Origin of the sequence: Siccibacter turicensis LMG 23730 (assembly GCF_000463155.2) — a bacterium.
Classification (GTDB): Bacteria; Pseudomonadota; Gammaproteobacteria; order Enterobacterales; family Enterobacteriaceae; genus Siccibacter; species Siccibacter turicensis.
Map to the genome: position 1 here is coordinate 177,507 of NZ_AWFZ01000030.1, position 20,079 is coordinate 197,585.

Sequence of the window (20,079 nt, forward strand, 5' to 3'; positions counted from 1 at the left end):
GGGCTATAGTCTTGCAGGTATATCTCTTACCCTGACGCCGCCTCAGGGAGGCGACCGAGGATGCCGTACCTATGCTCACCCGCTATTTGTCGAGCCCAAAAAAGACACTTATCCTGAGCCTGATCTATGGCCTGCTGGCCGCGTTGCTGGTTGCCAGCGTGCACGCGTGGTATCAGCACGCCAACCGTGAACAGCGCTATCTCACGCTGATGAACGATCTCAGCGCCTATGTCGAAACCTATTTCCACGGGCTGAAAGCCACCGCCGATACTATCCAGCCGCTGACCGCCTCGGGCTGCGAAGCGGTCGCCAGTGAACTGACTTCCCGTTCCGCCTTCCATATTAACGTGCGCGCGTTTTTGCTGGTAAAGGATGATGTCGCCTACTGCTCGTCCGCCACCGGCGCAATGCGGCTGCCGCTCAGGGAGCTGGTGCCGGGCATCGACATGGACAAAGAGGTGGATATCACCCTGATGCAGGGCACACCGAAACTGCCGGGCAAGCCTGCCATTGCGGTATGGTTTCGCAACCCGCTGCTGGATGCGCGCGGGGTATTTACCACCCTTAACGTTAACCTGACGCCCTATCTGATCTATACCTCGCGCCAGCACGATATCGCAGGCGTGGCGCTGTTCGTCGATGATAAGGTGCTCTCCACCTTCGCCCCCAATGTGCTCACCACCGCCGACCTGCCGGATAACCAGGTCGGTATCAGGGCGCTGTCCGATTATCCGGTAAAACTGGCGCTCTACGGTGACATGTGGCCTGCGGATGATGTCCAGCTGTCGGTGCTGCTTGGCCTGTGCGTTGGCATTCTCACCACCCTGGCCAGCGGCTATGTGCTCAATACCCGCTCCCAGCCAGGCCGGGAGATCCTGAGCGGCATCAAGCGCAACCAGTTTTCGGTAGTGTGGCAGCCGGTGGTGGAATCCTCCGGCTTGCGGGTGACCGGGGTTGAAGCGCTGCTGCGCTGGCAGCATCCGCAGGCAGGCGCTATTCCGCCCGATGCCTTTATTGGCTATGCCGAAGCGCAGGATCTGATTGCGCCGCTGACCCAGCATCTGTTTAAGCTGATTGCCGCGGACGCCGCGACGCTGAAAAGCGTGCTGCCGCCCGGCGCCAAAATGGGCGTCAACATCGCGCCGGGGCATATGCACTCCCCCACCTTTAAGGACGACGTCACCCGCTTCGTCGCCTCGCTGCCACCGGGCTATTTCCAGCTGGTGTTTGAGATAACCGAACGCGACATGCTGCAGGAGAAAGAGGCGGTTTCGCTGTTCTCATGGATCCACGAGCAGGGCATTGAGATTGCTATAGATGACTTCGGCACCGGGCACAGCGCCCTTATCTACCTCGAACGGTTTACCCTCGATTTTCTGAAAATCGACCGGGGATTTATCAACGCCATCGGCACCGAAACCGTTACCTCCCCGGTGCTTGATGCGGTGTTAACCCTGGCAAGCAAGCTCAACATGACCACGGTCGCCGAAGGGGTGGAAACCCCGGAGCAGGCGAAGTGGCTGCGCGCGCGGGGCGTGAACTACCTGCAGGGCTTCCTCTTCAGCCGCCCGCTGCCGCTCCGCGATTTCGTTCTCTGGCAGCGCAACCGCATCCCACCGGAAGCGTAACGATGGCGTTCCCAATCGGCGCGGCGTCACTTATCATGCATCCGGCTGGGCGCGCACCCGCGCTGCCCGTGGTGAATATGCTCTGCTTAATAAGGAAACGCCTGCCATGATTGCACGTGCAGCGATAGTGCTGATGAGCCTGGTGGCTCTGCAAAGCCCGGCGGCGACCATCAAGGAGGCCGAGGCCTTTGCGGTTATCGGCGAGCCGAAATACGCGGTTAACTTCAGTCATTACGATTACGTGAACCCGGCTGCGCCGAAAGGCGGCCAGATTACCCTCGCGAAAATCGGCACCTTCGATAACTTCAACCGCTTTGCGATGCGCGGCAACCCCGGGGAACGCACCGGGTCGCTCTACGACTCCCTCTACACCACCTCGGACGATGAGCCCGGCAGCTACTATCCGCTGATTGCGGAATCGGCCCGCTACGCCAGCGACTATGCCTGGGCGGAGATAACGCTCAACCCACGGGCGCGTTTTCACGACGGCAGTCCGATTCAGGCCAGCGACGTTGCCGCGACCTTTCAGAAATTCATGGCCGAGGGCGTGCCCCAGTTCCGGGTGTTCTATAAAGGCACAGTGGTAAAAGCCATCGCCCCGCTGACGGTGCGCATTGAGCTGGGGGAGCCGGGAAAAGAGAAGATGCTGAGCCTGTTCACCCTGCCGGTGCTGCCGGAAAAATACTGGCGCAGCCGCAAGCTGAGCGACCCGCTCCCCTCTCCGCCGCTGGCCAGCGGGCCGTACAAGATCACCGCCTGGCGCATGGGGCAGTACATCGTCTATTCACGGGTAAAAGACTACTGGGCGGCGAACCTGCCGGTGAACGTCGGCCGCTGGAATCTGGATACCGTACGCTACGACTACTATCTGGACGATAACGTGGCGTTTGAAGCGTTCAAGGCTGGCGCGTTTGATTTTCGCGCTGAGCCGAGCGCCAAAAACTGGGCGACGCGCTACACCGGACGCAATTTCGCCAGCGGGTATATCGTCAAGGAGGAGCAGGAGAACACCTCTGCCCAGGACACGCGCTGGCTGGCGTTTAACATCCAGCGCCCGCTTTTCAGCGACCGTCGCGTGCGCGAGGCCATCACGCTGGCGTTTGATTTCGAGTGGATGAACAAAGCGCTGTTCTACGGCGCGTACAGCCGCGCCAACAGCTATTTCCAGAATACCGACTACGCCGCGCGTGGCTACCCGGATGCCGCCGAGCTGACGCTGCTGGGGCCGATGAAGGCGGACCTGCCGCCGGAGGTGTTCACCTCTATCTATCAGCCGCCGGTGTCCAGAGGCGATGGCTTCAACCGCGACAACCTGCTCAAGGCTGCGGCGCTGCTTAAAAGCGCCGGCTGGGAGATGAAAAACCGGCAACTGGTGAACGCCAACACCGGCAAGCCGTTTCGCTTCGAGCTGCTGCTCTCCGCCGGAGGCAACAACCAGTGGGTGATCCCCTTCCAGCATAATCTGGAGCGGCTTGGCATCACGCTCGATCTGCGTCCGGTGGACAACTCGCAGATCACCAGCCGCCTGCGCAGCCGTGATTACGACATGATCCCTACCCTCTACCGGGCGATGCCGTTCCCGAGCGCTGACCTGCAAATCTCCTGGGCGTCCCAGTACATTGACTCCAGTTACAACTCCCCCGGCGTGCAGAATCCGGTGGTGGATACGCTGGTGGCGAAGGTGATGACCAGCCAGGAGGACAGCGCGGCGCTGCTGACCCTGGGCCGGGCGCTCGACCGGGTGCTGACCTGGAACTACTACATGATCCCGATGTGGTATATGCCGTCGGACCGCTTCGCTTACTGGAACAAATTCTCGCGTCCCGCCGTGCGGCCCGTCTACGATTTGGGGCTGGATAACTGGTGGTATGACATCAACAAGGCAGCCACGCTGCCTGAAGCACGGCGCTAAGGAACCGCTATGGGAGCCTATTTACTTCGTCGCCTGCTGCTGCTGATCCCGACCCTGTGGGCCATTATCACGATTAACTTTTTCATCGTACAGATTGCCCCTGGCGGCCCGGTAGATCAGGCGATCGCCGCGATTCAGTTCGGCGACAGCAGCGCGTTGCCGGGCAGCGGCGGCGGGGACGGAATGGGCAGCACTCACGCCCGTACCGGCGTCGCGACACCCGGTGACAGCCAGTATCGCGGCGCGCGCGGCCTCGATCCGGAGATCATCGCCGAAATCACCCACCGATACGGCTTTGATAAGCCGCTGCACGAGCGCTATTTCCAGATGCTGTGGAACTACCTGCGCTTTGATTTTGGCGACAGCCTGTTCCGCAGCGCGTCAGTGGTGCAGCTGATTAAAGACAGCCTGCCGGTGTCGGTAACCCTCGGGCTGTGGAGTACGCTTATCATCTATTTTGTCTCGATTCCGCTGGGTATCCGCAAGGCGGTACACAACGGCAGCCGCTTCGATATCTGGAGCAGCGCGGCGATTATTATCGGCTACGCCATTCCGCCCTTCCTGTTCGCGGTGCTGCTGATCGTCTTTTTTGCCGGCGGTAGCTGGTTCGATCTTTTCCCGCTGCGTGGCCTGGTGTCGGCGAATTTCGATACGCTGCCGTGGTACGGCAAAATTACCGATTACCTGTGGCACATCACGCTGCCGGTGCTGGCCACGGTGATCGGCGGCTTTGCCGCCCTGACCATGCTGACCAAAAACTCATTTATGGACGAGATCCGCAAGCAGTACGTGGTCACCGCCCGAGCAAAGGGCGTGCCTGAACGGCAAATCCTCTGGGGCCACGTGTTTCGCAATGCCATGCTGCTGGTGATCGCCGGTTTCCCGGCCACCTTTATCAGCATGTTTTTCACCGGTTCGCTGCTGATAGAGGTGGTGTTCTCCCTCAACGGCCTGGGCCTGCTGGGCTACGAAGCCACGGTATCGCGCGACTATCCGGTGATGTTCGGCACGCTCTACATCTTCACGCTGGTGGGCCTGCTGCTTAATATTCTGAGCGATTTAACCTACACGCTGGTCGACCCACGCATTGATTTCGAGGGGCGCGGATGAGCAGACTCAGTCCTGTTAACCAGATGCGCTGGACGCGCTTTCGCCACAACCGCCGCGGCTACTGGTCGCTGTGGATTTTCCTGGTGCTCTTTATTCTCAGCCTGTTCGCGGAGCTGGTGGCAAACGATCGCCCGCTGGTGGCGCATCTCGACGGGCGCTGGTACTTCCCGGTGGTGAAAACCTACAGCGAAAGCGACTTCGGCGGGCCGTTTGCCTCCGCCGCCGACTATCAGGATCCGTGGCTGCGCCAGCGGCTGGATGACCACGGCTGGGCCATCTGGCCGCCGGTGCACTTCAGCGGCAGCTCTATCCACTTCGCCAGCCGCCAACCGTTCCCCTCCCCGCCCTCCAGCGAGAACTGGCTCGGCACCGATGCCAACGGCGGCGACGTGCTGGCCCGCACGCTCTATGGCACGCGCATCTCTATTTTGTTCGGCCTGATGCTGACCCTGTTTTCCAGCGTGATAGGCGTGACGGTGGGCGCGATTCAGGGCTACTACGGTGGCAAGATCGATCTGCTCGGCCAGCGGTTCATTGAGATCTGGTCGGGGATGCCGACCCTATTTTTGATCATTCTGCTGTCGAGCGTGGTGCAGCCTGATTTCTGGTGGCTGCTGGGGATCACCGTGCTGTTTGGCTGGATGAGTCTGGTGGGGGTGGTGCGCGCCGAGTTTCTGCGTACCCGCAACTACGACTATATCCGCGCCGCCCAGGCGCTCGGGGTCAGCGATCGCAGCATTATTTTCCGGCATATGCTGCCCAATGCGATGGTCGCTACCCTCACCTTCCTGCCGTTTATTCTCTGCGGCTCCATTGCCCTGCTCACCTCGCTCGACTTTCTCGGCTTCGGTCTGCCACCCGGCTCGGCATCGCTGGGCGAACTGCTGCTGCAGGGGAAAAATAACCTGCAGGCGCCCTGGCTTGGCCTTACCGCCTTCTTCTCGCTGGCGATCCTGCTGTCGCTGTTGATTTTCATTGGCGAAGCCGTGCGCGACGCTTTCGACCCCAGTAAGGCTGCCTGATATGACCGCTCCGCTGCTGACCATTGATCATCTCTCTGTCGCCTTCAGGCAAAACGGCGTTGAGCGCCGGGTGGTTGACGATCTCTCCCTGCGCATCGCCGCCGGGGAGACGCTGGCGCTGGTGGGGGAATCCGGCTCCGGCAAGAGCGTCACCGCGCTGTCGGTTCTGCGTCTGCTGCCTTCGCCGCCGGTGGTTTATCCCCAGGGCGACATCCATTTTCGCGGCCAGTCGCTGCTCAACGCCGATGAGCGCACGCTGCGCGGCATCCGCGGCAACCAGATTGCGATGATCTTTCAGGAGCCGATGGTGTCGCTCAATCCGCTGCATACCCTCGAAAAGCAGCTCTATGAAGTGCTGGCGCTGCACCGGGGGATGCGCCGCGAAGCCGCCCGCGCCGAAATGCTGACCTGCCTTGACCGGGTGGGGATCCGCAACGCCGCCGCCAGGCTTAACGACTACCCTCATCAGCTTTCCGGCGGCGAACGGCAGCGCGTGATGATTGCGATGGCGCTGCTGACACGCCCGGCGCTGCTGATTGCCGATGAGCCGACCACCGCGCTCGACGTCTCGGTGCAGGCGCAGATCCTCGCCCTGCTCGACGAGCTGAAGCGCGAGCTGAACATGGGGCTGCTGTTTATCACCCATAACCTGACGCTGGTGCGCCGCATTGCCGACAACGTGGCGGTTATGCATCAGGGCCGCTGCGTGGAGCGTAATACCAGCAGCGCGCTGTTTAGCGCCCCGCAGCACCCCTATACCCAAAAGCTGCTGGCCGCCGAGCCGGACAGCGATCCTGTCCCGCTCCCGGCCGATGCGCCGGTGCTGCTGGAGGTGCGTAACCTGAGCGTGGCGTTCGCCATACGCAAAGGGCTGCTGCGCCGCACGGTCGGGCATCATCACGCGTTGCGCGCGCTGAGCTTCACCCTGCGCGCCGGGGAGAGTCTGGGTCTGGTGGGCGAGTCCGGATCGGGCAAGAGCACCACCGGTCTGGCGCTGCTGCGCCTGATTCAGGCCGGGGGCGAGATCCTGTTTGACGGGCAGCCGCTGCACCGAATGAACCGCAAGCAGCTTTTACCGGTACGCCGCCGGATTCAGGTGGTGTTTCAGGACCCTAACTCCTCCCTCAACCCGCGGCTCGACGTGCAAAACATCATCGCCGAGGGGTTACGGGTGCATCAGCCGACGCTCAGCGCCGCGGCGCGGGAAGCGGCGGTGATTACCGCCTTACAGGAAGTGGGACTGGATCCGGACTCCCGGCATCGCTACCCGTCGGAGTTTTCCGGTGGCCAGCGCCAGCGTATCGCCATTGCGCGCGCGCTGATCCTCAAGCCGGAGCTGATTATTCTTGATGAGCCGACGTCGTCGCTGGACAGGTCGGTGCAGGCGCAGATCCTGACGCTGTTAAAAACGCTCCAGGCGCGCCACGGCCTGACCTATGTGTTCATCAGCCACGATCTGCAGGTGGTACGCTCGCTGTGTCATCAGGTGGTGGTGCTGCGCCAGGGGAAGTGGTCGAACAGGGGCCATGCGACGCGATTTTCGCTTCGCCAGGGGCAGACTACACGCGCGAGCTGCTCGCGCTGCGTTAACTCAGAAGGGGTTATGGCTTGAGAAGCTCTCGGCAATGGCTACGCCGAAATTTTTAAGACGCCCGGTGGCGGCGAACTCATCCTGGCGTCGAACGAACAGGCAGGGTTCGCCGTCGCACTCCAGCACCGTGCACTCTACGGAGATATCGCTCAGCGCCTGGCTGAGCTTCTGCATTACGCCCCAGGCGTTTTCCCCGTCCGCGCTCAGTAGCTTCAGGCCGATCAGGCTGTTATCCCCGCCCTGACCGTTCTGCGGAATCGGTTCAACTTTAGTCCCTGCGGAACCCGCCAGCCAACGAAAGCTCTGCGGCAAGCGATGGACGATGGAGAGTTGTAACGTATTCAAAATGGTGTCCCCGGATAGCAAAAACAATGGCGCAGCATACGCCCGGCAAAGTTAATACAATGTTGCATTATTGTGCGTTTTTCGCAACATTTTTGCCCGCCTGCCACAGCACATTTTCGGTTACCCTTTCACTATCAGGGTGTTATTTTTGTGCTCTGGCACGCATTTTCGCGCTATATGTAACGCGTTCTGAGCGCTAACTCAACCTTTTTTACCTACAAACCGGTGACTTTTTTCTCCAGGCTGCTTTACATTCACGAAACAAATATCTCCCTCGCGGGCGACCTGCGAGCGTAAAAAGGGGACCCGGAAGTCCCCTTTTCATCGTCGGCGACATGCTCAGGCTTTACGTTTTGGACGACTGGCGTAGAGGTAGAAAAAGATCGAGCAGCTGGCGCACAGCGCAATCGACAGCAGCATCGGCCAGGCGGTGGTAAAGGTCGCCAGCGACAGCAGCGCGCCGGTAATCGCCCCGATGCCAAAGCGGAAGGTCCCGGCCAGCGACGACGCGGTGCCGGCCATGTGCGGGAACTCATCGAGAATAACCGCCATGGCGTTCGAGGCCACCATCGAGATACAGCCGACGAATACCGCGATGCCCAGCACCAGCGACCAGAAACCCACGTCCAGCAGCGCGGTCACCACCATCCAGACCGCCATCGCGAACTGGATCCACAGCCCGGTACGGAACATATTGAGCGCCCCGACCCGGCGCACAAAGCGGCTGTTGATGATGGTCATAATGAACAGGAAGACGATGTTCAGCGCGAAGTAGTAGCCGAAGTGCTGCGGCGACACATGGTTCAGCTCAATATAAACAAACGGCCCGGCGCTGAGGAACGAGAACATCGCCGCAAAGCTGAAGCCGCTCGCCAGCATGTAGCTCAGGACGCGTTTATGGCGAAACAGGGTGGCGAAGTTACCTACCGTGGTGCGCAGATGGAACTTCTGACGCCGCTCCACCGGCAGGGTTTCATGGATCAGGAAGTAGATCATGCCGCAGGCCAGCAGCGCCATCACCGCGAGGATCCAGAAGATGTAGTGCCAGGTAAACCACACCAGCACCGCGCCGCCAACCATGGGCGCCACCAGCGGTGCGACGGTAGTGACCAGCATGACGAAGGACATCATGCGGGAGAACTCTTCTTTCGGGTAGATGTCGCGCATCAGGGCGTTGATCACCACGCTGGCCGCGGCGGCCGCCAGGCCGTGCACAAAGCGCATCGCGATCAGCTGGTCGATGGTGCTGGAGAGCGCGCAGGCCATCGCCGCAAAGGCGAAAATCAGCGTCCCGCCGAGCACCACCGGTTTACGGCCAAAGCTGTCCGCCATCGGGCCGTAAAACAGCTGCCCCACCGCAAAGCCCAGGATGTAGGTGCTGAGCGTCATCTGGGCGCTGCCCGCCGGTACGCCGTACTCGGCCGCAATGACCGGCAGCGCCGGGAGATACATGTCGATAGACAGCGGCATCAGCATGGCCAGCAGGCCAAGAATAAATACGATCCCCAGCGATGAGTTCTGCCTGGATGTCACGGTGTTCTCCTGAAATTAACGTGAGGGCACGACGGCGAGGGCGATCTCGTCTTCGGTCAGCGGGCGGTACTCCCCAGGCGCCAGCTCAGGGTCGAGCACCACCTCGCCGATACGCTCGCGGTGCAGACCCACCACGTGATTGCCCACCGCGGCGAACATGCGTTTTACCTGGTGGTAGCGCCCTTCGCTGATGGTCACCCGCGCTTCGGTCGGGGTGATAATCTCAAGCGTTGCCGGTCGGGTGAGATCTTTTTCATTGTGCAGTTGAATCCCTGCCGCGAACTGCGCCACGGTCTCGTCGTTCAGCGGCGCGTCAACGGTCACCAGATAGGTTTTCTCGCAGTGGTGGCGCGGCGAAGTAATGCGGTGCGACCACTGGCCGTCGTCGGTCAGCAGCACCAGCCCGGTGGTGTCGATATCCAGTCGTCCGGCGGCATGCAGTTTGTACGCCATCGGCTCCTCCATAAAGTAGAGGATAGTCGGATGATCCGGATCGTCGGTGGAGCAGACGTAGCCTTCGGGCTTGTTGAGCATGAAATAGCGCGGGCCGTGCTGCTGGGCCAGGGTATTCCCCTCGTAGGCCACCTCATGCTCGGGTTGAATTTTGAAGGCGCTGTCTCTGACAATTTCACCGTCGATGGTGACGCGGCTGGCGCGAATTTCACGCCCGGCCAGCGCGCGGCTGATTTCGAGCTGCTGGGAGATAAACTTATCGAGTCGCATTAAATCTGATTGCCTGTTGCGGCGTTTTACCCGGTTGAAAGGGGCAAAACGCTTAGATGAAGAAGGTATAGGGAATAACGCCTCCAGTATAACGAGACTGCGTACGCTCACAAGGCAAAAGCCATATTTCCCCGGCTTTTCATGCCATAATGGCACGGTGTGATCATTATTACGGTTTACGATGTCTTTTACGTTACGCCCCTATCAGCGCGAGGCCGTGGACGCCACGCTGCGCTACTTCCGACAGCATCAGACGCCCGCGGTTATCGTGCTGCCCACCGGTGCCGGCAAAAGCCTGGTTATCGCCGAACTGGCGCGGGTGGCGCGCGGCCGCGTGCTGGTGCTGGCCCATGTGAAAGAGCTGGTGGCCCAGAACCACGCCAAGTACTGTGCGCTGGGACTGGAGGCGGATATCTACGCCGCCGGGCTGTCGCGCAAAGAGAGTCAGGGAAAAGTGGTGTTCGGCAGCGTGCAGTCGGTCGCCCGTAATCCCGAGCATTTTCGCGGCGCCTTCTCCCTGCTTATCGTCGATGAGTGCCACCGCATCAGCGACGATGACGACAGCCAGTACCAGCAGATTATCTCCCATCTGCGCAGCGCCAATCCGCAGCTGCGCCTGCTCGGGCTGACCGCCACCCCCTATCGTCTCGGTAAGGGCTGGATTTACCAGTTTCACTATCACGGCATGGTGCGCGGGGATGCGAAAGCGCTGTTCCGCGACTGCATCTATGAGCTGCCGCTGCGCTATATGATCAAGCACGGCTATCTGACGCCGCCGGAGCGGCTCGATATGCCGGTGGTGCAGTACGACTTCAGCCGCCTGAGCGCCCAGTCAAACGGGCTGTTCAGCGAAGCGGATCTCAACCGCGAGTTGAAAAACCAAAAACGCATTACGCCGCATATTATCAGCCAGATCGTCGAGTTCGCGCAGACGCGCAAAGGGGTGATGATTTTTGCCGCCACCGTGGAGCACGCCCGGGAGGTGCTCAGCCTGCTGCCCGCCGATGAGGCGGCGCTGATTACCGGCGATACCCCAGGCCCGGTGCGCGATGAGCTGATTTCGGCGTTCAAAGATCAGCGCTATCGCTATCTGGTGAACGTGTCGGTGCTGACCACCGGCTTTGACGCCCCGCATGTCGATCTGATCGCTATCCTGCGCCCTACCGAATCGGTCAGCCTCTACCAGCAAATTGTGGGCCGCGGGCTGCGGCTGGCGCCGGGCAAAATCGACTGTCTGATCCTCGACTACGCCGGCAACCCGCACGATCTCTACACCCCGGAAGTGGGCAGCCCGAAAGGAAAAAGCGATAACGTGCCGGTGCAGGTCTTTTGCCCCGCCTGCGGCTTCGCCAACACTTTCTGGGGAAAAACCACCGCCGACGGCACGCTGATTGAGCACTTTGGCCGCCGCTGTCAGGGCTGGTTTGAGGACGATGATGGCACCCGCGAGCAGTGCGACTACCGCTTTCGCTTCAAGAACTGCCCGAACTGCAATGCGGAGAACGACATCGCCGCCCGCCGCTGCCGGGAGTGCGACCAGGTGCTGGTGGACCCCGACGACATGCTGAAAGCGGCGCTGAAGCTTAAAGACGCGCTGGTGCTGCGCTGCGGCGGCATGGCGCTGGCCGCCGGCGCGGACGAAAAAGGCGAGTGGCTGAACGTTACCTACTACGACGAAGAGGGCGCGGACGTCAGCGAGCGTTTTCGACTTACCACTCCTGCCCAGCGCACCGCGTTTGAGCAGCTGTTTATCCGACCGCACACCCGCACCCCCGGCGTGCCGCTGGCCTGGAAAACCGCGACTGACCTGCTGGCCCAGCAGGCGCTGCTGCGTCATCCCGACTTTGTGGTGGCGCGTAAAAAAGGCCCCTACTGGCAGGTGCGCGAAAAGGTGTTTGACTATCAGGGACGCTATCGCCGCGCCAATGAATTGCGCGGATAGGCCTGTTTTCATTGCTGCTGCGGGCAAACGGATCTATAATGCCGCCCGCTTTTGCATCCGCAAAGCAGAACAATCGCCTGTTGCTGGGTCGCCTGTAACAGGTTTTTTATTTGAAGAGAGACAGAAATGTTCACTATCGAAGCACAAGCACGTAAAGAGCAGGGTAAGGGTGCGAGCCGCCGCCTGCGCACAGCGAACAAGTTCCCGGCCATCATCTACGGTGGTTCTGACGCTGCAATCGCCATCGAACTGGATCATGACAAAGTGATGAACATGCAGGCGAAGCCTGAGTTCTACACCGAAGTGCTGACCCTCGTTGTTGACGGTAAAGAAGTTAAAGTTAAAGTTCAGGCTGTACAGCGTCACCCGTACAAACCTAAACTGGCTCACATGGACTTCGTTCGCGCGTAAGTGCTGATGAAACCAGAAAAAACGCCGCTTATGCGGCGTTTTTTTATGGCTGAATGCGGGCGGCGAACCGCCCTGCGTTATTTGCCAGAAGTGCGACGCTGCAGCTGGTCGCGCAGGTTCGGCGGCGTTCCCTTGATGGTCAGGGTATCGGTGGCCGGGTCCCAGAAGATGCGCTCGCCAAGCAGCATGGCGTCGAAGTTGATGGTCAGCCCACCGCCGCTGCCGGCGTATTTGGTCAGCTGACGCAGCGTGCTGCGATCCGCCGGGAAGGTCTCTTCCAGCTCATAACCCTGATCGGCCGTGAACTCCTGGAAATTCTTCTCGCCAAAGCTCGGCAGCTCTTTTGCCAGTTCAGAGAGCGCAATCTCCTCCCCCGCCTGAAGCTGCTCGTTGCAGTAGCTGTACACCTGCTGACGCACGTTCTGACGCTCGTTTTTATCAAGCTGCGCTTCCGCGGTGTAATCATCCACCGCCTGCAGCAGGCCACGGTTCTGGGCTTTGGTATCCAGCCCTTCGCTGGCACCGAGGAAATCCATAAAGAAGTCGGACACCTTGCGGCCCACGCGCCCTTTCAGGAACGTCAGGTAGCGGGTCGATTCCGGGTTGGTTTCCCACTCGGTGAGATCGATACGCGCAACGATATCGGCATGGGCGATGTCCAGATAGTGCGTCGAGCTGATATCCAGGTTTTCGTTGACACGCATGCTGCTGAGGTTGGTGAGCACCGCCACCAGCAGATACTCCACCGCCAGATAGCGGTAGTGGCAGAACAGCACCACGCCGCCGTCGGCGAACGGGTATTTGGCCAGCTCATCGCGCAGGCGCGCGGTGGCAGCCCGGCTGAACGGCAGAAATTCCTCTTCGCCCTGACGCTGCAGGCGCAGCGCCTGCGCCAGTTCGCTCTCTTCGGCAAACAGCCCGTAGGCTTTGCTTTTCGCGCTGTAAACCCGATGCAGCTCCGCCATCATTTCATCAACGGCGGCGTTGGTTTCCAGTAATGAATCGCGCAATACCAGCTCAAGGTTCTGCTCATCACGCTTGATAAGCTGGTGTATGGCAATCTGGTTGATATCCAGACTCATGGTAAACTCTCCTTTCAGACCGGCCGGTATTCAACCACCGCCCGCCGCCTTGTGCAACCGTTGATAAAAAAGCGGAAAAAAAGCCTCTGCTACGGTAAGATATCGGACTTCCTGAACAAACTGATTTTGAGTTATGCCACAACAATCCCGCTATAGTGACGAACACGTCGAACAACTGCTGAGTGAGCTGGCCCAGGTGCTGGAAAAGCATCAGACGCCAACCGACCTTTCCCTGATGGTACTGGGCAATATGGTCACGAACCTTATTAACACCAGCGTCTCCTCCGCACAACGCCAGGCGATTGCGCGCTCTTTCGCGCAGGCGTTACAGTCTTCCATCCACGAAGACAGCAAGCACTAAGGGATATTAACGACTCGTTATGGTGACTAACCGCCAGCGCTACCGTGAAAAAGTCTCCCAGATGATTAGCTGGGGGCACTGGTTCGCCCTGTTCAATATTCTGGTTGCCATTGCGATAGGAAGCCGTTACCTGCTGGTGGCCGACTGGCCCGCCACCCTGACCGGGCGCGTCTTCTCCTGGATTAGCCTGGTCGGCCACTTTAGCTTCCTGGTGTTTTCCGCCTATCTGCTGATCCTCTTCCCGCTGACGTTTATCGTCATATCGCAGCGGCTGATGCGTTTCCTGTCCGCGGCGCTTGCCACGGCCGGGATGACGATGCTGCTTATCGACAGCGAAGTCTTTACCCGCTTCCACCTGCACCTCAATCCGGTGGTGTGGGAGCTGGTGATAAACCCCGATCAAAGCGAGATGGCCCGCGACTGGCAGCTGATGTTTATCGGCGTGCCGGTTCTGCTGCTGATAGAGATGCTGTTCGCGACCTGGAGCTGGCAGAAGCTGCGCAGCCTGAGTCGTCGTCGCCACTTCGCGCGCCCGGTGGCGACGGTGTTCTTCGTGTCGTTTATCGCCTCGCACCTGATGTACATCTGGGCAGACGCCAACTTCTATCGCCCGATTACCATGCAGCGCGCTAACCTGCCGCTCTCCTACCCGATGACGGCACGCCGCTTCCTTGAGAAACACGGCCTGCTGGATGCGCAGGAGTATCAGCGCCGGCTGGTTGAACAGGGTAATCCGGAAGCGGTGTCGGTCCAGTATCCGCTTAACGATCTGCGCTATCGCGATATGGGCGCGGGTCAGAACGTGCTGCTGATTACCGTCGACGGCCTGAACTACGCCCGCTATCAGAAAACGATGCCGCAGCTGGCGCAGTTCGCCGGGCAAAACGTCTCCTTTACCCAGCACATGAGTGCCGGGAACTACACCGACAACGGCATCTTTGGGCTGTTCTACGGTATTTCGCCGGCGTATATGGATGGCGTGCTGTCGGCGCGCATTCCGGCGGCGCTGATCACCGCGCTGAACCAGCAGGGTTACCAGCTGGGCCTGTTCTCCTCCGATGGCTTCAACAGCCCGCTCTATCGTCAGGCGCTGCTCTCTGATTTCTCCCTGCCGCCGGCGAAAACCCAGTCCGACGTGCAGACCGCCAACCAGTGGATCAACTGGCTGGGCAAATACGCCGCCGAGGATAACCGCTGGTTCTCCTGGGTGTCATTCAACGGCACCACGGTTGACGAAGACAGCAATCAGCAGGGCTTTACCCGCCGCTACGAGCGCGCGGCCCAGAACGTTGACGGCCAGATTGCACGCGTGCTGGATGCGCTGAAAGCCGCGGGCAAGCTCGATAACACGGTGGTGATTATCACGGCCGGGCGCGGCGTGCCGCTGGGCGAAGCGCGTGAAAGCTTTGCCTGGGATCGCTCACGCATTCAGGTACCGCTGGTGATCCACTGGCCGGGCACCCCGGCGCAGAGCATCAGCAAGCTGACCGATCACCAGGACGTCATGACCACGCTGATGATGCGTCTGCTGCACGTCAGCACGTCGCCGGCGGACTATTCGCAGGGCGAAGACCTGTTTGCCGCGACCCGTCGCAACAACTGGGTGATCGGCGCTGACAGCAACACCCTGGCGATCACCACGCCGCAGATGACGCTGGTGCTGGATAATAACGGCAACTACCGCACCTGGGACGCTAACGGGAATCGCATCCGGGATGAAAAACCGCAGCTTGGCCTGCTGTTGCAGGTGCTGACGGATGAAAAACGCTTTATCGCTAACTGATTGATTAATTATAATCCAGTCAGTCTGCCCTACCCTTGCAATCGGTCCGGAAATGGGTAGTATTAGCCTCCACGTGTCGGCACGTAGCGCAGCCTGGTAGCGCACTGTCATGGGGTGTCAGGGGTCGGAGGTTCAAATCCTCTCGTGCCGACCAAATCTTCCCCGAAAACCAGCCCTCAGCGGCTGGTTTTTTTATGCCTGCATTTCCCCTCTGCTGTACTGCTCAGCGCGTTCCGCCACTCCTTCTGTAAGCGCGGCATCTTTTAGCATTTGGTGCGATTTCTTTACAATTTAGCGCCACAAACCACTGATAAAAAATCCTCTGCTATAATAAAACCTAAGCAAAACAACCAATAGAGAGGATGGAAATGAAAAAGACCCTGATCATTCCTTTAGCCGCACTGCTGGCTGTAACCGCACTGTCAGGTTGTACGCGCACAAGCTACGCTATCCACACTACGGACGGGCGTACCATTATCAGTGATGGAAAACCGAAAGAGTCTGATGCTGGCCTGCTGGGCTATACCGATGCCAACGGCGATAAGCAGCAGATCAACAAATCTGAAGTTGAAAAGGTATCGGAAGTGCCACACTGATACCCGAGGCCCCTGCGGGGGCTTTTCTTTACCCGCCGTCGAATCAACCTCTCCCCACCCTTCCGCCAGCGTTAAATTTCACACTATTCATACAGACCAGCATAACGCCCCGCAAATATACGTAAACCTGAACGAATACGTGGCATCACTGTGCTATCCTGCGCCCATTGCGACATTTGCATTAAGGAGAAGTGATGAAAAACGCAATGATGCTGTTGATCGCCGCGTGCGCAAGCGGTGCCGCCCTGGCCAATACCGCCCCCACCACGCCGCAGCCGCTGGAAAAAATCGCCCCCTACCCGGCGCCAGAAAAAGGCATGAAGCGCGTGGTGATTGACCTTCCCGAACAGGAAGATGAATACAGCTATCGCGTGGAGCTACTGCCTGGCAAGATGATGGACGTGGACTGCAACCAGTTCCGTATGGGCGGGCAGCTTGCCACCAAAACGCTGTCAGGCTGGGGATATGACTATTACGAGCTGAGCCACGTCAGCGCGCCGGCATCCACCATGATGGCCTGTCCGGAAGGCACGAAAACGCAGAAGTTTGTGACGGTGCATCTGGGCGACGCGGGACTGCTGCGCTACAACAGCAAGCTGCCCGTGGTGGTCTATGCGCCTGAGAATATTGAGGTGAAGTATCGGGTGTGGAAAGCAGACGAGACGCTGAAAACGGCCGTAGAACGATAAGCATAAAAAACCCCGCCGCGGCGGGGTTTTTGTTTATTACAGCGCGATATCAGATACCGCGTTGACTTCCTGGTCCGGCATCTTGCCTTCCGGCTTCGGCGCCGGAGAGACCGCTTTCGGTGCCTGGTACTTGAGGCCCAGTACACGGCTGGTGTTTTCCAGCTCGCGCTCGGTGGCCTCAACGTTACCGTTCAGCTTCGTGCCGTAGGATGGAATGATAGTTTTCAGCTTCGCCTGCCACTCTGGGGTCGCAACCTTATCCTTAAACACTTTTTCCATCAGGTGCAGCATGATAGGGGCCGCGGTAGACGCACCCGGTGACGCGCCGAGCAGCGCAGCTACGGTGCCATCTTTGTCGCTTACCACTTCGGTGCCTAAACGCAGCACGCCGCCTTTCTCTTCGTCACGCTTGATGATCTGCACGCGCTGACCGGCCTGCCACAGACGCCAGTCCTCTTTCTTCGCCTGCGGGTAGTACTCTTTCAGGGCGTCGAAACGATCGTCGTCGGAGAGCATGACCTGGCTAATCAGGTACTTCACCAGATCGAAGTTATCCATGCCCACGTTCATCATCGGCATCACGTTAGAAGTGGTGGTGGCGCTCAGCAGATCCCACAGCGAACCGTTTTTCAGGAACTTGGTGGAGAAGGTTGCAAAGGGTCCAAACAGAACCACGCGCTTGCCGTCCAGCATACGGGTATCGATGTGCGGAACGGACATCGGCGGTGCGCCGACAGAGGCCTGACCGTACACTTTCGCCAGGTGACGATTCACCACTTCCGGGTTCTCAGACACCAGGAACTGACCGCCCACCGGGAAGCCGCCATAGTTATCCGCTTCCGGAATACCGGTTTCCTGCAGCAGCTTCAGCGCGGCGCCGCCGGCACCGATAAAGACGAACTTCGCCTTAATGGTACGTTCCTGCTCGTTGTTTTTCAGATCCGCAACGGTGACGGTCCAGGACTTATCGTCGTTACGTTTGAAACCGCGAACTTCGGTGCTGAGCTGCAAGGTGAACTTGTCGTTCTTCTTCAGGGAGGACACCAGCTGACGGGTGATCTCACCGTAGTTTACGTCGGTACCGATTTCGGTACGGGTCGCGGCCACTTTCTGGTTCGGGTCGCGCCCTTCCATCACCAGCGGTGCCCACTGCTTGATCTGCTCGTGATCTTCAGAGTAGAGCATCCCGCGGAACAGGGAGCTTTTCTGCAATGCCGCATAGCGGGCGCGCAGGAAGTTCACGTTCTGGTCGCCCCATACAAAGCTCATGTGCGGTACGGTGTTGATGAAGGTTTTCGGGTTAGTCAGCACGCCCAGGTTAACCTGGTGCGCCCAGAACTGGCGGGAGATCTGGAAAGCTTCGTTGATCTCGACCGCTTTCTCGATGCTGATGCTGCCATCGGAATTCTGCGGGGTGTAGTTCAGCTCCATCAGCGCCGAGTGGCCGGTCCCGGCGTTGTTCCAGCCGTTCGAGCTCTCTTCCGCGACGCCGTCCAGACGCTCGACCATGGTCATTGACCAGTCCGGCTCCAGTTCATGCAGGTAGGTGCCCAGGGTGGCGCTCATTACGCCGCCACCGATGAGCAGAACGTCCGTCTGCTCTTCTTGCGCGGCATTAGCCATTCCGGAGAGAAGCCCGGTTCCCATCGCTGCGGCGAAGAGAATGGCAGATAAGTTTTTCATATTTATAGCCTTATCGCTTTCCAGCGCCGTATTACGACGCTTACAGGGTCTTTGCAGGTCAATGCTATCGTCGCGGCCACGCGCACGTGCGGCCCCGGTTACGTTGACACTTCCATACTTAAGGGGGGCTAAAGTTAACATTGATGCGAAAAGATTTAAATAATGTTTAAAAATTAAATTAATATTTGTCTTAAGTTGTTAATCCGTTGTTTTTATGAGTATTTACGAAACGCCGACAAAATGATTTCCGTAAGAAACTGATATAAAAGCAATAATGTTGCTTATGCACCGTTCGTGGAATGCATTTTTTGCCGTAAAAAACTGTGACACAGATAACAGTGGCGATGATTGTTGCAGACTTGTAAGATAGCGCGCGCCGCGCCATGCGGCCCGCTTGTTGCCGTTACGACGGCGACGTTGACCGTTAACCTCCCGATCCCTGCGAAAATAAAATGTCTGATAACAACATCGCGACGGTTGCTGGCGTCCTGCGTTCGCCGCGTCTGCTGGTAAAAGAAACGCTGGCGGGCGTCATCACCGCGCTGGCGCTCATTCCTGAAGTCATCTCCTTCTCCGTCATTGCCGGCGTCGATCCCAAAGTCAGCCTGATTGCATCGGTAGTGCTCTGCCTGGTGATGTCGGTACTGGGGGGACGCCCGGCGATGGTAACGGCGGCAGCCGGCTCCGTGGCGCTGGTGATCGGGCCGATGGTGCACCAGCACGGCGTCGGGTACATCCTGCCCGCCGTGGTGCTGGCCGGGATCATTCAGATCCTGTTCGGCGTGTGCGGCCTGGCGCGCATGATGCGCTATATCCCCCGCTCGGTGATGACCGGGTTCGTTAACGCGCTGGGCATACTGATCTTCGTGGCCCAGGTTCCGCATATCTGGGGCCAGTCGCCGCTGGTGTGGGGCCTGTTCGCCCTGACGCTGATTATCGTCCTCGGCTTGCCATACGTGGTGAAAAGCATCCCCTCCCCGCTGGTCGCGATTGTGGCGATCACCGCCATCACCATGTGCTTTGGCCTGATGACGCCGACGGTGGGCGACGAAGGGCCGATGTTGCCGGGACTGCCGGGCGTCACCGAACTGCTGGTACCCCTTAACCTGCAGACCCTACAGATCATCTGGCCCTGCGCCCTGAGCGTGGCCTTTGTCGGTCTGATGGAGTCGCTGCTGACGGCCAAACTGGTCGATGAGATCACCGATACGCCGTCAGGCAAACGGCGGGAGTGCTGGGGCCTCGGCGTGGCGAATATTGCCGCGGGCTTTTATGGCGGGATCGCGGGCTGCGCGATGATCGGCCAGACCATTGTCAACGTCGGCCTGGGCAAAGCGCGCTCTCGCGTTTCAACCGTCGCCGCCGGGGTGGTGCTTCTGCTGCTGGTCACCGTGCTGAGTGAGATCATGGCGCAGATCCCTATGGTAGTGCTGGCCGGGATCATGATGATTGTGGCGGTGAAAACCCTCGACTGGCACAGCGTGAAACCCGCCACGCTGAAGCATATGCCGCTCCCCGAAACCCTGGTTATGCTGGTAACGGTGGCAGCCACGGTCGCCACCGGAAACCTGGCCATTGGCGTTGCCGGCGGGGTGGGATTTGCGATGGTGCTGTTCGCACGCCGGGGGGCGCATGTGGTTCACGCTGAACGCGCGCTGGCTGCAGACG

At 59.5% G+C, this 20,079-nt stretch carries 16 protein-coding genes, 1 tRNA gene and 1 pseudogene; 13 read left to right on the plus strand and 5 right to left on the minus strand.

All coding sequences use genetic code 11. From position 1 onward, the window contains the following. The first annotated feature begins 71 nt into the window (after positions 1-71). From DW58_RS10440 to yejF, 5 genes and pseudogenes are all read left to right on the plus strand, one after another. Positions 72-1,628, plus strand: coding sequence for a cyclic di-GMP phosphodiesterase (locus DW58_RS10440; protein WP_024547528.1), 1,557 nt, complete (start codon positions 72-74; stop codon positions 1,626-1,628). Between the two features lie 106 nt (positions 1,629-1,734). After that, positions 1,735-3,540: an extracellular solute-binding protein gene (locus tag DW58_RS10445; protein ID WP_024547527.1), complete on the plus strand. Its 1,806-nt coding sequence runs from the start codon at positions 1,735-1,737 to the stop codon at positions 3,538-3,540. Between the two features lie 9 nt (positions 3,541-3,549). After that, a complete protein-coding gene (locus DW58_RS10450) occupies positions 3,550-4,650 on the plus strand; it encodes a microcin C ABC transporter permease YejB (RefSeq protein ID WP_024547526.1) in 1,101 nt (366 codons plus the stop codon). After that, complete coding sequence (locus DW58_RS10455) at positions 4,647-5,672, plus strand: microcin C ABC transporter permease (protein ID WP_024547525.1); 1,026 nt, start codon at positions 4,647-4,649, stop codon at positions 5,670-5,672. The genes DW58_RS10450 and DW58_RS10455 overlap by 4 nt, the downstream gene beginning before the upstream one ends. 1 nt (position 5,673) lies before the next feature. After that, a pseudogene (yejF, locus tag DW58_RS10460) lies at positions 5,674-7,262 on the plus strand (microcin C ABC transporter ATP-binding protein YejF). A 1-nt stretch (position 7,263) separates the two neighbouring features. On the opposite strand, the gene DW58_RS10465 reads toward yejF, so the two are convergent. The 3 genes from DW58_RS10465 to rsuA form a co-directional block, all read right to left on the minus strand. Beyond that, complete coding sequence (locus DW58_RS10465; RefSeq protein WP_024547524.1) at positions 7,264-7,608, minus strand: YejG family protein; 345 nt, start codon at positions 7,606-7,608, stop codon at positions 7,264-7,266. A 339-nt stretch (positions 7,609-7,947) separates the two neighbouring features. Then, positions 7,948-9,141 carry a Bcr/CflA family multidrug efflux MFS transporter gene (locus DW58_RS10470; protein WP_024547523.1) on the minus strand — a complete coding sequence of 398 codons (1,194 nt, stop codon included), beginning with the start codon at positions 9,139-9,141 and terminating at the stop codon, positions 7,948-7,950. Positions 9,142-9,156: 15 nt separating this feature from the next. Continuing rightward, positions 9,157-9,864, minus strand: coding sequence for a 16S rRNA pseudouridine(516) synthase RsuA (gene rsuA / locus DW58_RS10475; protein ID WP_024547522.1), 708 nt, complete (start codon positions 9,862-9,864; stop codon positions 9,157-9,159). A 181-nt stretch (positions 9,865-10,045) separates the two neighbouring features. On the opposite strand from rsuA, the gene DW58_RS10480 reads away from it, so the two are divergent. Then, positions 10,046-11,806, plus strand: coding sequence for a DEAD/DEAH box helicase (locus DW58_RS10480; protein WP_024547521.1), 1,761 nt, complete (start codon positions 10,046-10,048; stop codon positions 11,804-11,806). 126 nt (positions 11,807-11,932) lie between these two features. Further along, positions 11,933-12,217, plus strand: coding sequence for a 50S ribosomal protein L25 (gene rplY / locus DW58_RS10485; protein ID WP_024547520.1), 285 nt, complete (start codon positions 11,933-11,935; stop codon positions 12,215-12,217). Between the two features lie 77 nt (positions 12,218-12,294). Here the strand turns inward: rplY and yejK are convergent, their stop codons facing one another. Beyond that, positions 12,295-13,299, minus strand: coding sequence for a nucleoid-associated protein YejK (yejK, locus tag DW58_RS10490; RefSeq protein WP_024547519.1), 1,005 nt, complete (start codon positions 13,297-13,299; stop codon positions 12,295-12,297). 133 nt (positions 13,300-13,432) lie between these two features. Between yejK and DW58_RS10495 the strand changes: the two genes are divergently transcribed. From DW58_RS10495 to eco, 5 genes are all read left to right on the plus strand, one after another. Further along, positions 13,433-13,660 (plus strand): YejL family protein, encoded by a 228-nt coding sequence (locus DW58_RS10495; RefSeq protein WP_024547518.1) that lies wholly within the window; start codon positions 13,433-13,435, stop codon positions 13,658-13,660. A gap of 19 nt (positions 13,661-13,679) precedes the next feature. Further along, complete coding sequence (gene yejM / locus DW58_RS10500; protein ID WP_024547517.1) at positions 13,680-15,443, plus strand: LPS biosynthesis-modulating metalloenzyme YejM; 1,764 nt, start codon at positions 13,680-13,682, stop codon at positions 15,441-15,443. 77 nt (positions 15,444-15,520) lie between these two features. Beyond that, a tRNA-Pro gene (locus DW58_RS10505) sits at positions 15,521-15,597 on the plus strand. Between the two features lie 214 nt (positions 15,598-15,811). Continuing rightward, the gene (locus tag DW58_RS10510) at positions 15,812-16,039 is read left to right on the plus strand and encodes a YgdI/YgdR family lipoprotein (RefSeq protein WP_024547516.1); all 228 of its coding nucleotides are present in this window, start codon (positions 15,812-15,814) and stop codon (positions 16,037-16,039) included. A 194-nt stretch (positions 16,040-16,233) separates the two neighbouring features. Further along, complete coding sequence (gene eco / locus DW58_RS10515; RefSeq protein ID WP_024547515.1) at positions 16,234-16,728, plus strand: serine protease inhibitor ecotin; 495 nt, start codon at positions 16,234-16,236, stop codon at positions 16,726-16,728. Between the two features lie 36 nt (positions 16,729-16,764). Here the strand turns inward: eco and mqo are convergent, their stop codons facing one another. Continuing rightward, entirely contained in the window at positions 16,765-18,411 is a 1,647-nt protein-coding gene (gene mqo, locus DW58_RS10520) for a malate dehydrogenase (quinone) (RefSeq protein ID WP_024547661.1), read from the minus strand. Between the two features lie 452 nt (positions 18,412-18,863). Between mqo and DW58_RS10525 the strand changes: the two genes are divergently transcribed. Beyond that, positions 18,864-20,079: SulP family inorganic anion transporter (locus DW58_RS10525; RefSeq protein ID WP_235810694.1), on the plus strand; the 1,216-nt coding region annotated here is incomplete at its 3' end.

What these genes read in the sequence shown, in the direction of transcription:
- DW58_RS10440 (WP_024547528.1), top strand. Translation starts at nt 72, where the DNA reads ATGCTCACCCGCTATTTGTCGAGCCCAAAAAAGACACTTATCCTGAGC.
- DW58_RS10445 (WP_024547527.1), top strand. Translation starts at nt 1,735, where the DNA reads ATGATTGCACGTGCAGCGATAGTGCTGATGAGCCTGGTGGCTCTGCAA.
- DW58_RS10450 (WP_024547526.1), top strand. Translation starts at nt 3,550, where the DNA reads ATGGGAGCCTATTTACTTCGTCGCCTGCTGCTGCTGATCCCGACCCTG.
- DW58_RS10455 (WP_024547525.1), top strand. Translation starts at nt 4,647, where the DNA reads ATGAGCAGACTCAGTCCTGTTAACCAGATGCGCTGGACGCGCTTTCGC.
- rsuA (WP_024547522.1), bottom strand. Translation starts at nt 9,864, where the DNA reads ATGCGACTCGATAAGTTTATCTCCCAGCAGCTCGAAATCAGCCGCGCG.
- DW58_RS10480 (WP_024547521.1), top strand. Translation starts at nt 10,046, where the DNA reads ATGTCTTTTACGTTACGCCCCTATCAGCGCGAGGCCGTGGACGCCACG.
- rplY (WP_024547520.1), top strand. Translation starts at nt 11,933, where the DNA reads ATGTTCACTATCGAAGCACAAGCACGTAAAGAGCAGGGTAAGGGTGCG.
- yejK (WP_024547519.1), bottom strand. Translation starts at nt 13,299, where the DNA reads ATGAGTCTGGATATCAACCAGATTGCCATACACCAGCTTATCAAGCGT.
- DW58_RS10495 (WP_024547518.1), top strand. Translation starts at nt 13,433, where the DNA reads ATGCCACAACAATCCCGCTATAGTGACGAACACGTCGAACAACTGCTG.
- yejM (WP_024547517.1), top strand. Translation starts at nt 13,680, where the DNA reads ATGGTGACTAACCGCCAGCGCTACCGTGAAAAAGTCTCCCAGATGATT.
- DW58_RS10510 (WP_024547516.1), top strand. Translation starts at nt 15,812, where the DNA reads ATGAAAAAGACCCTGATCATTCCTTTAGCCGCACTGCTGGCTGTAACC.
- eco (WP_024547515.1), top strand. Translation starts at nt 16,234, where the DNA reads ATGAAAAACGCAATGATGCTGTTGATCGCCGCGTGCGCAAGCGGTGCC.
- mqo (WP_024547661.1), bottom strand. Translation starts at nt 18,411, where the DNA reads ATGAAAAACTTATCTGCCATTCTCTTCGCCGCAGCGATGGGAACCGGG.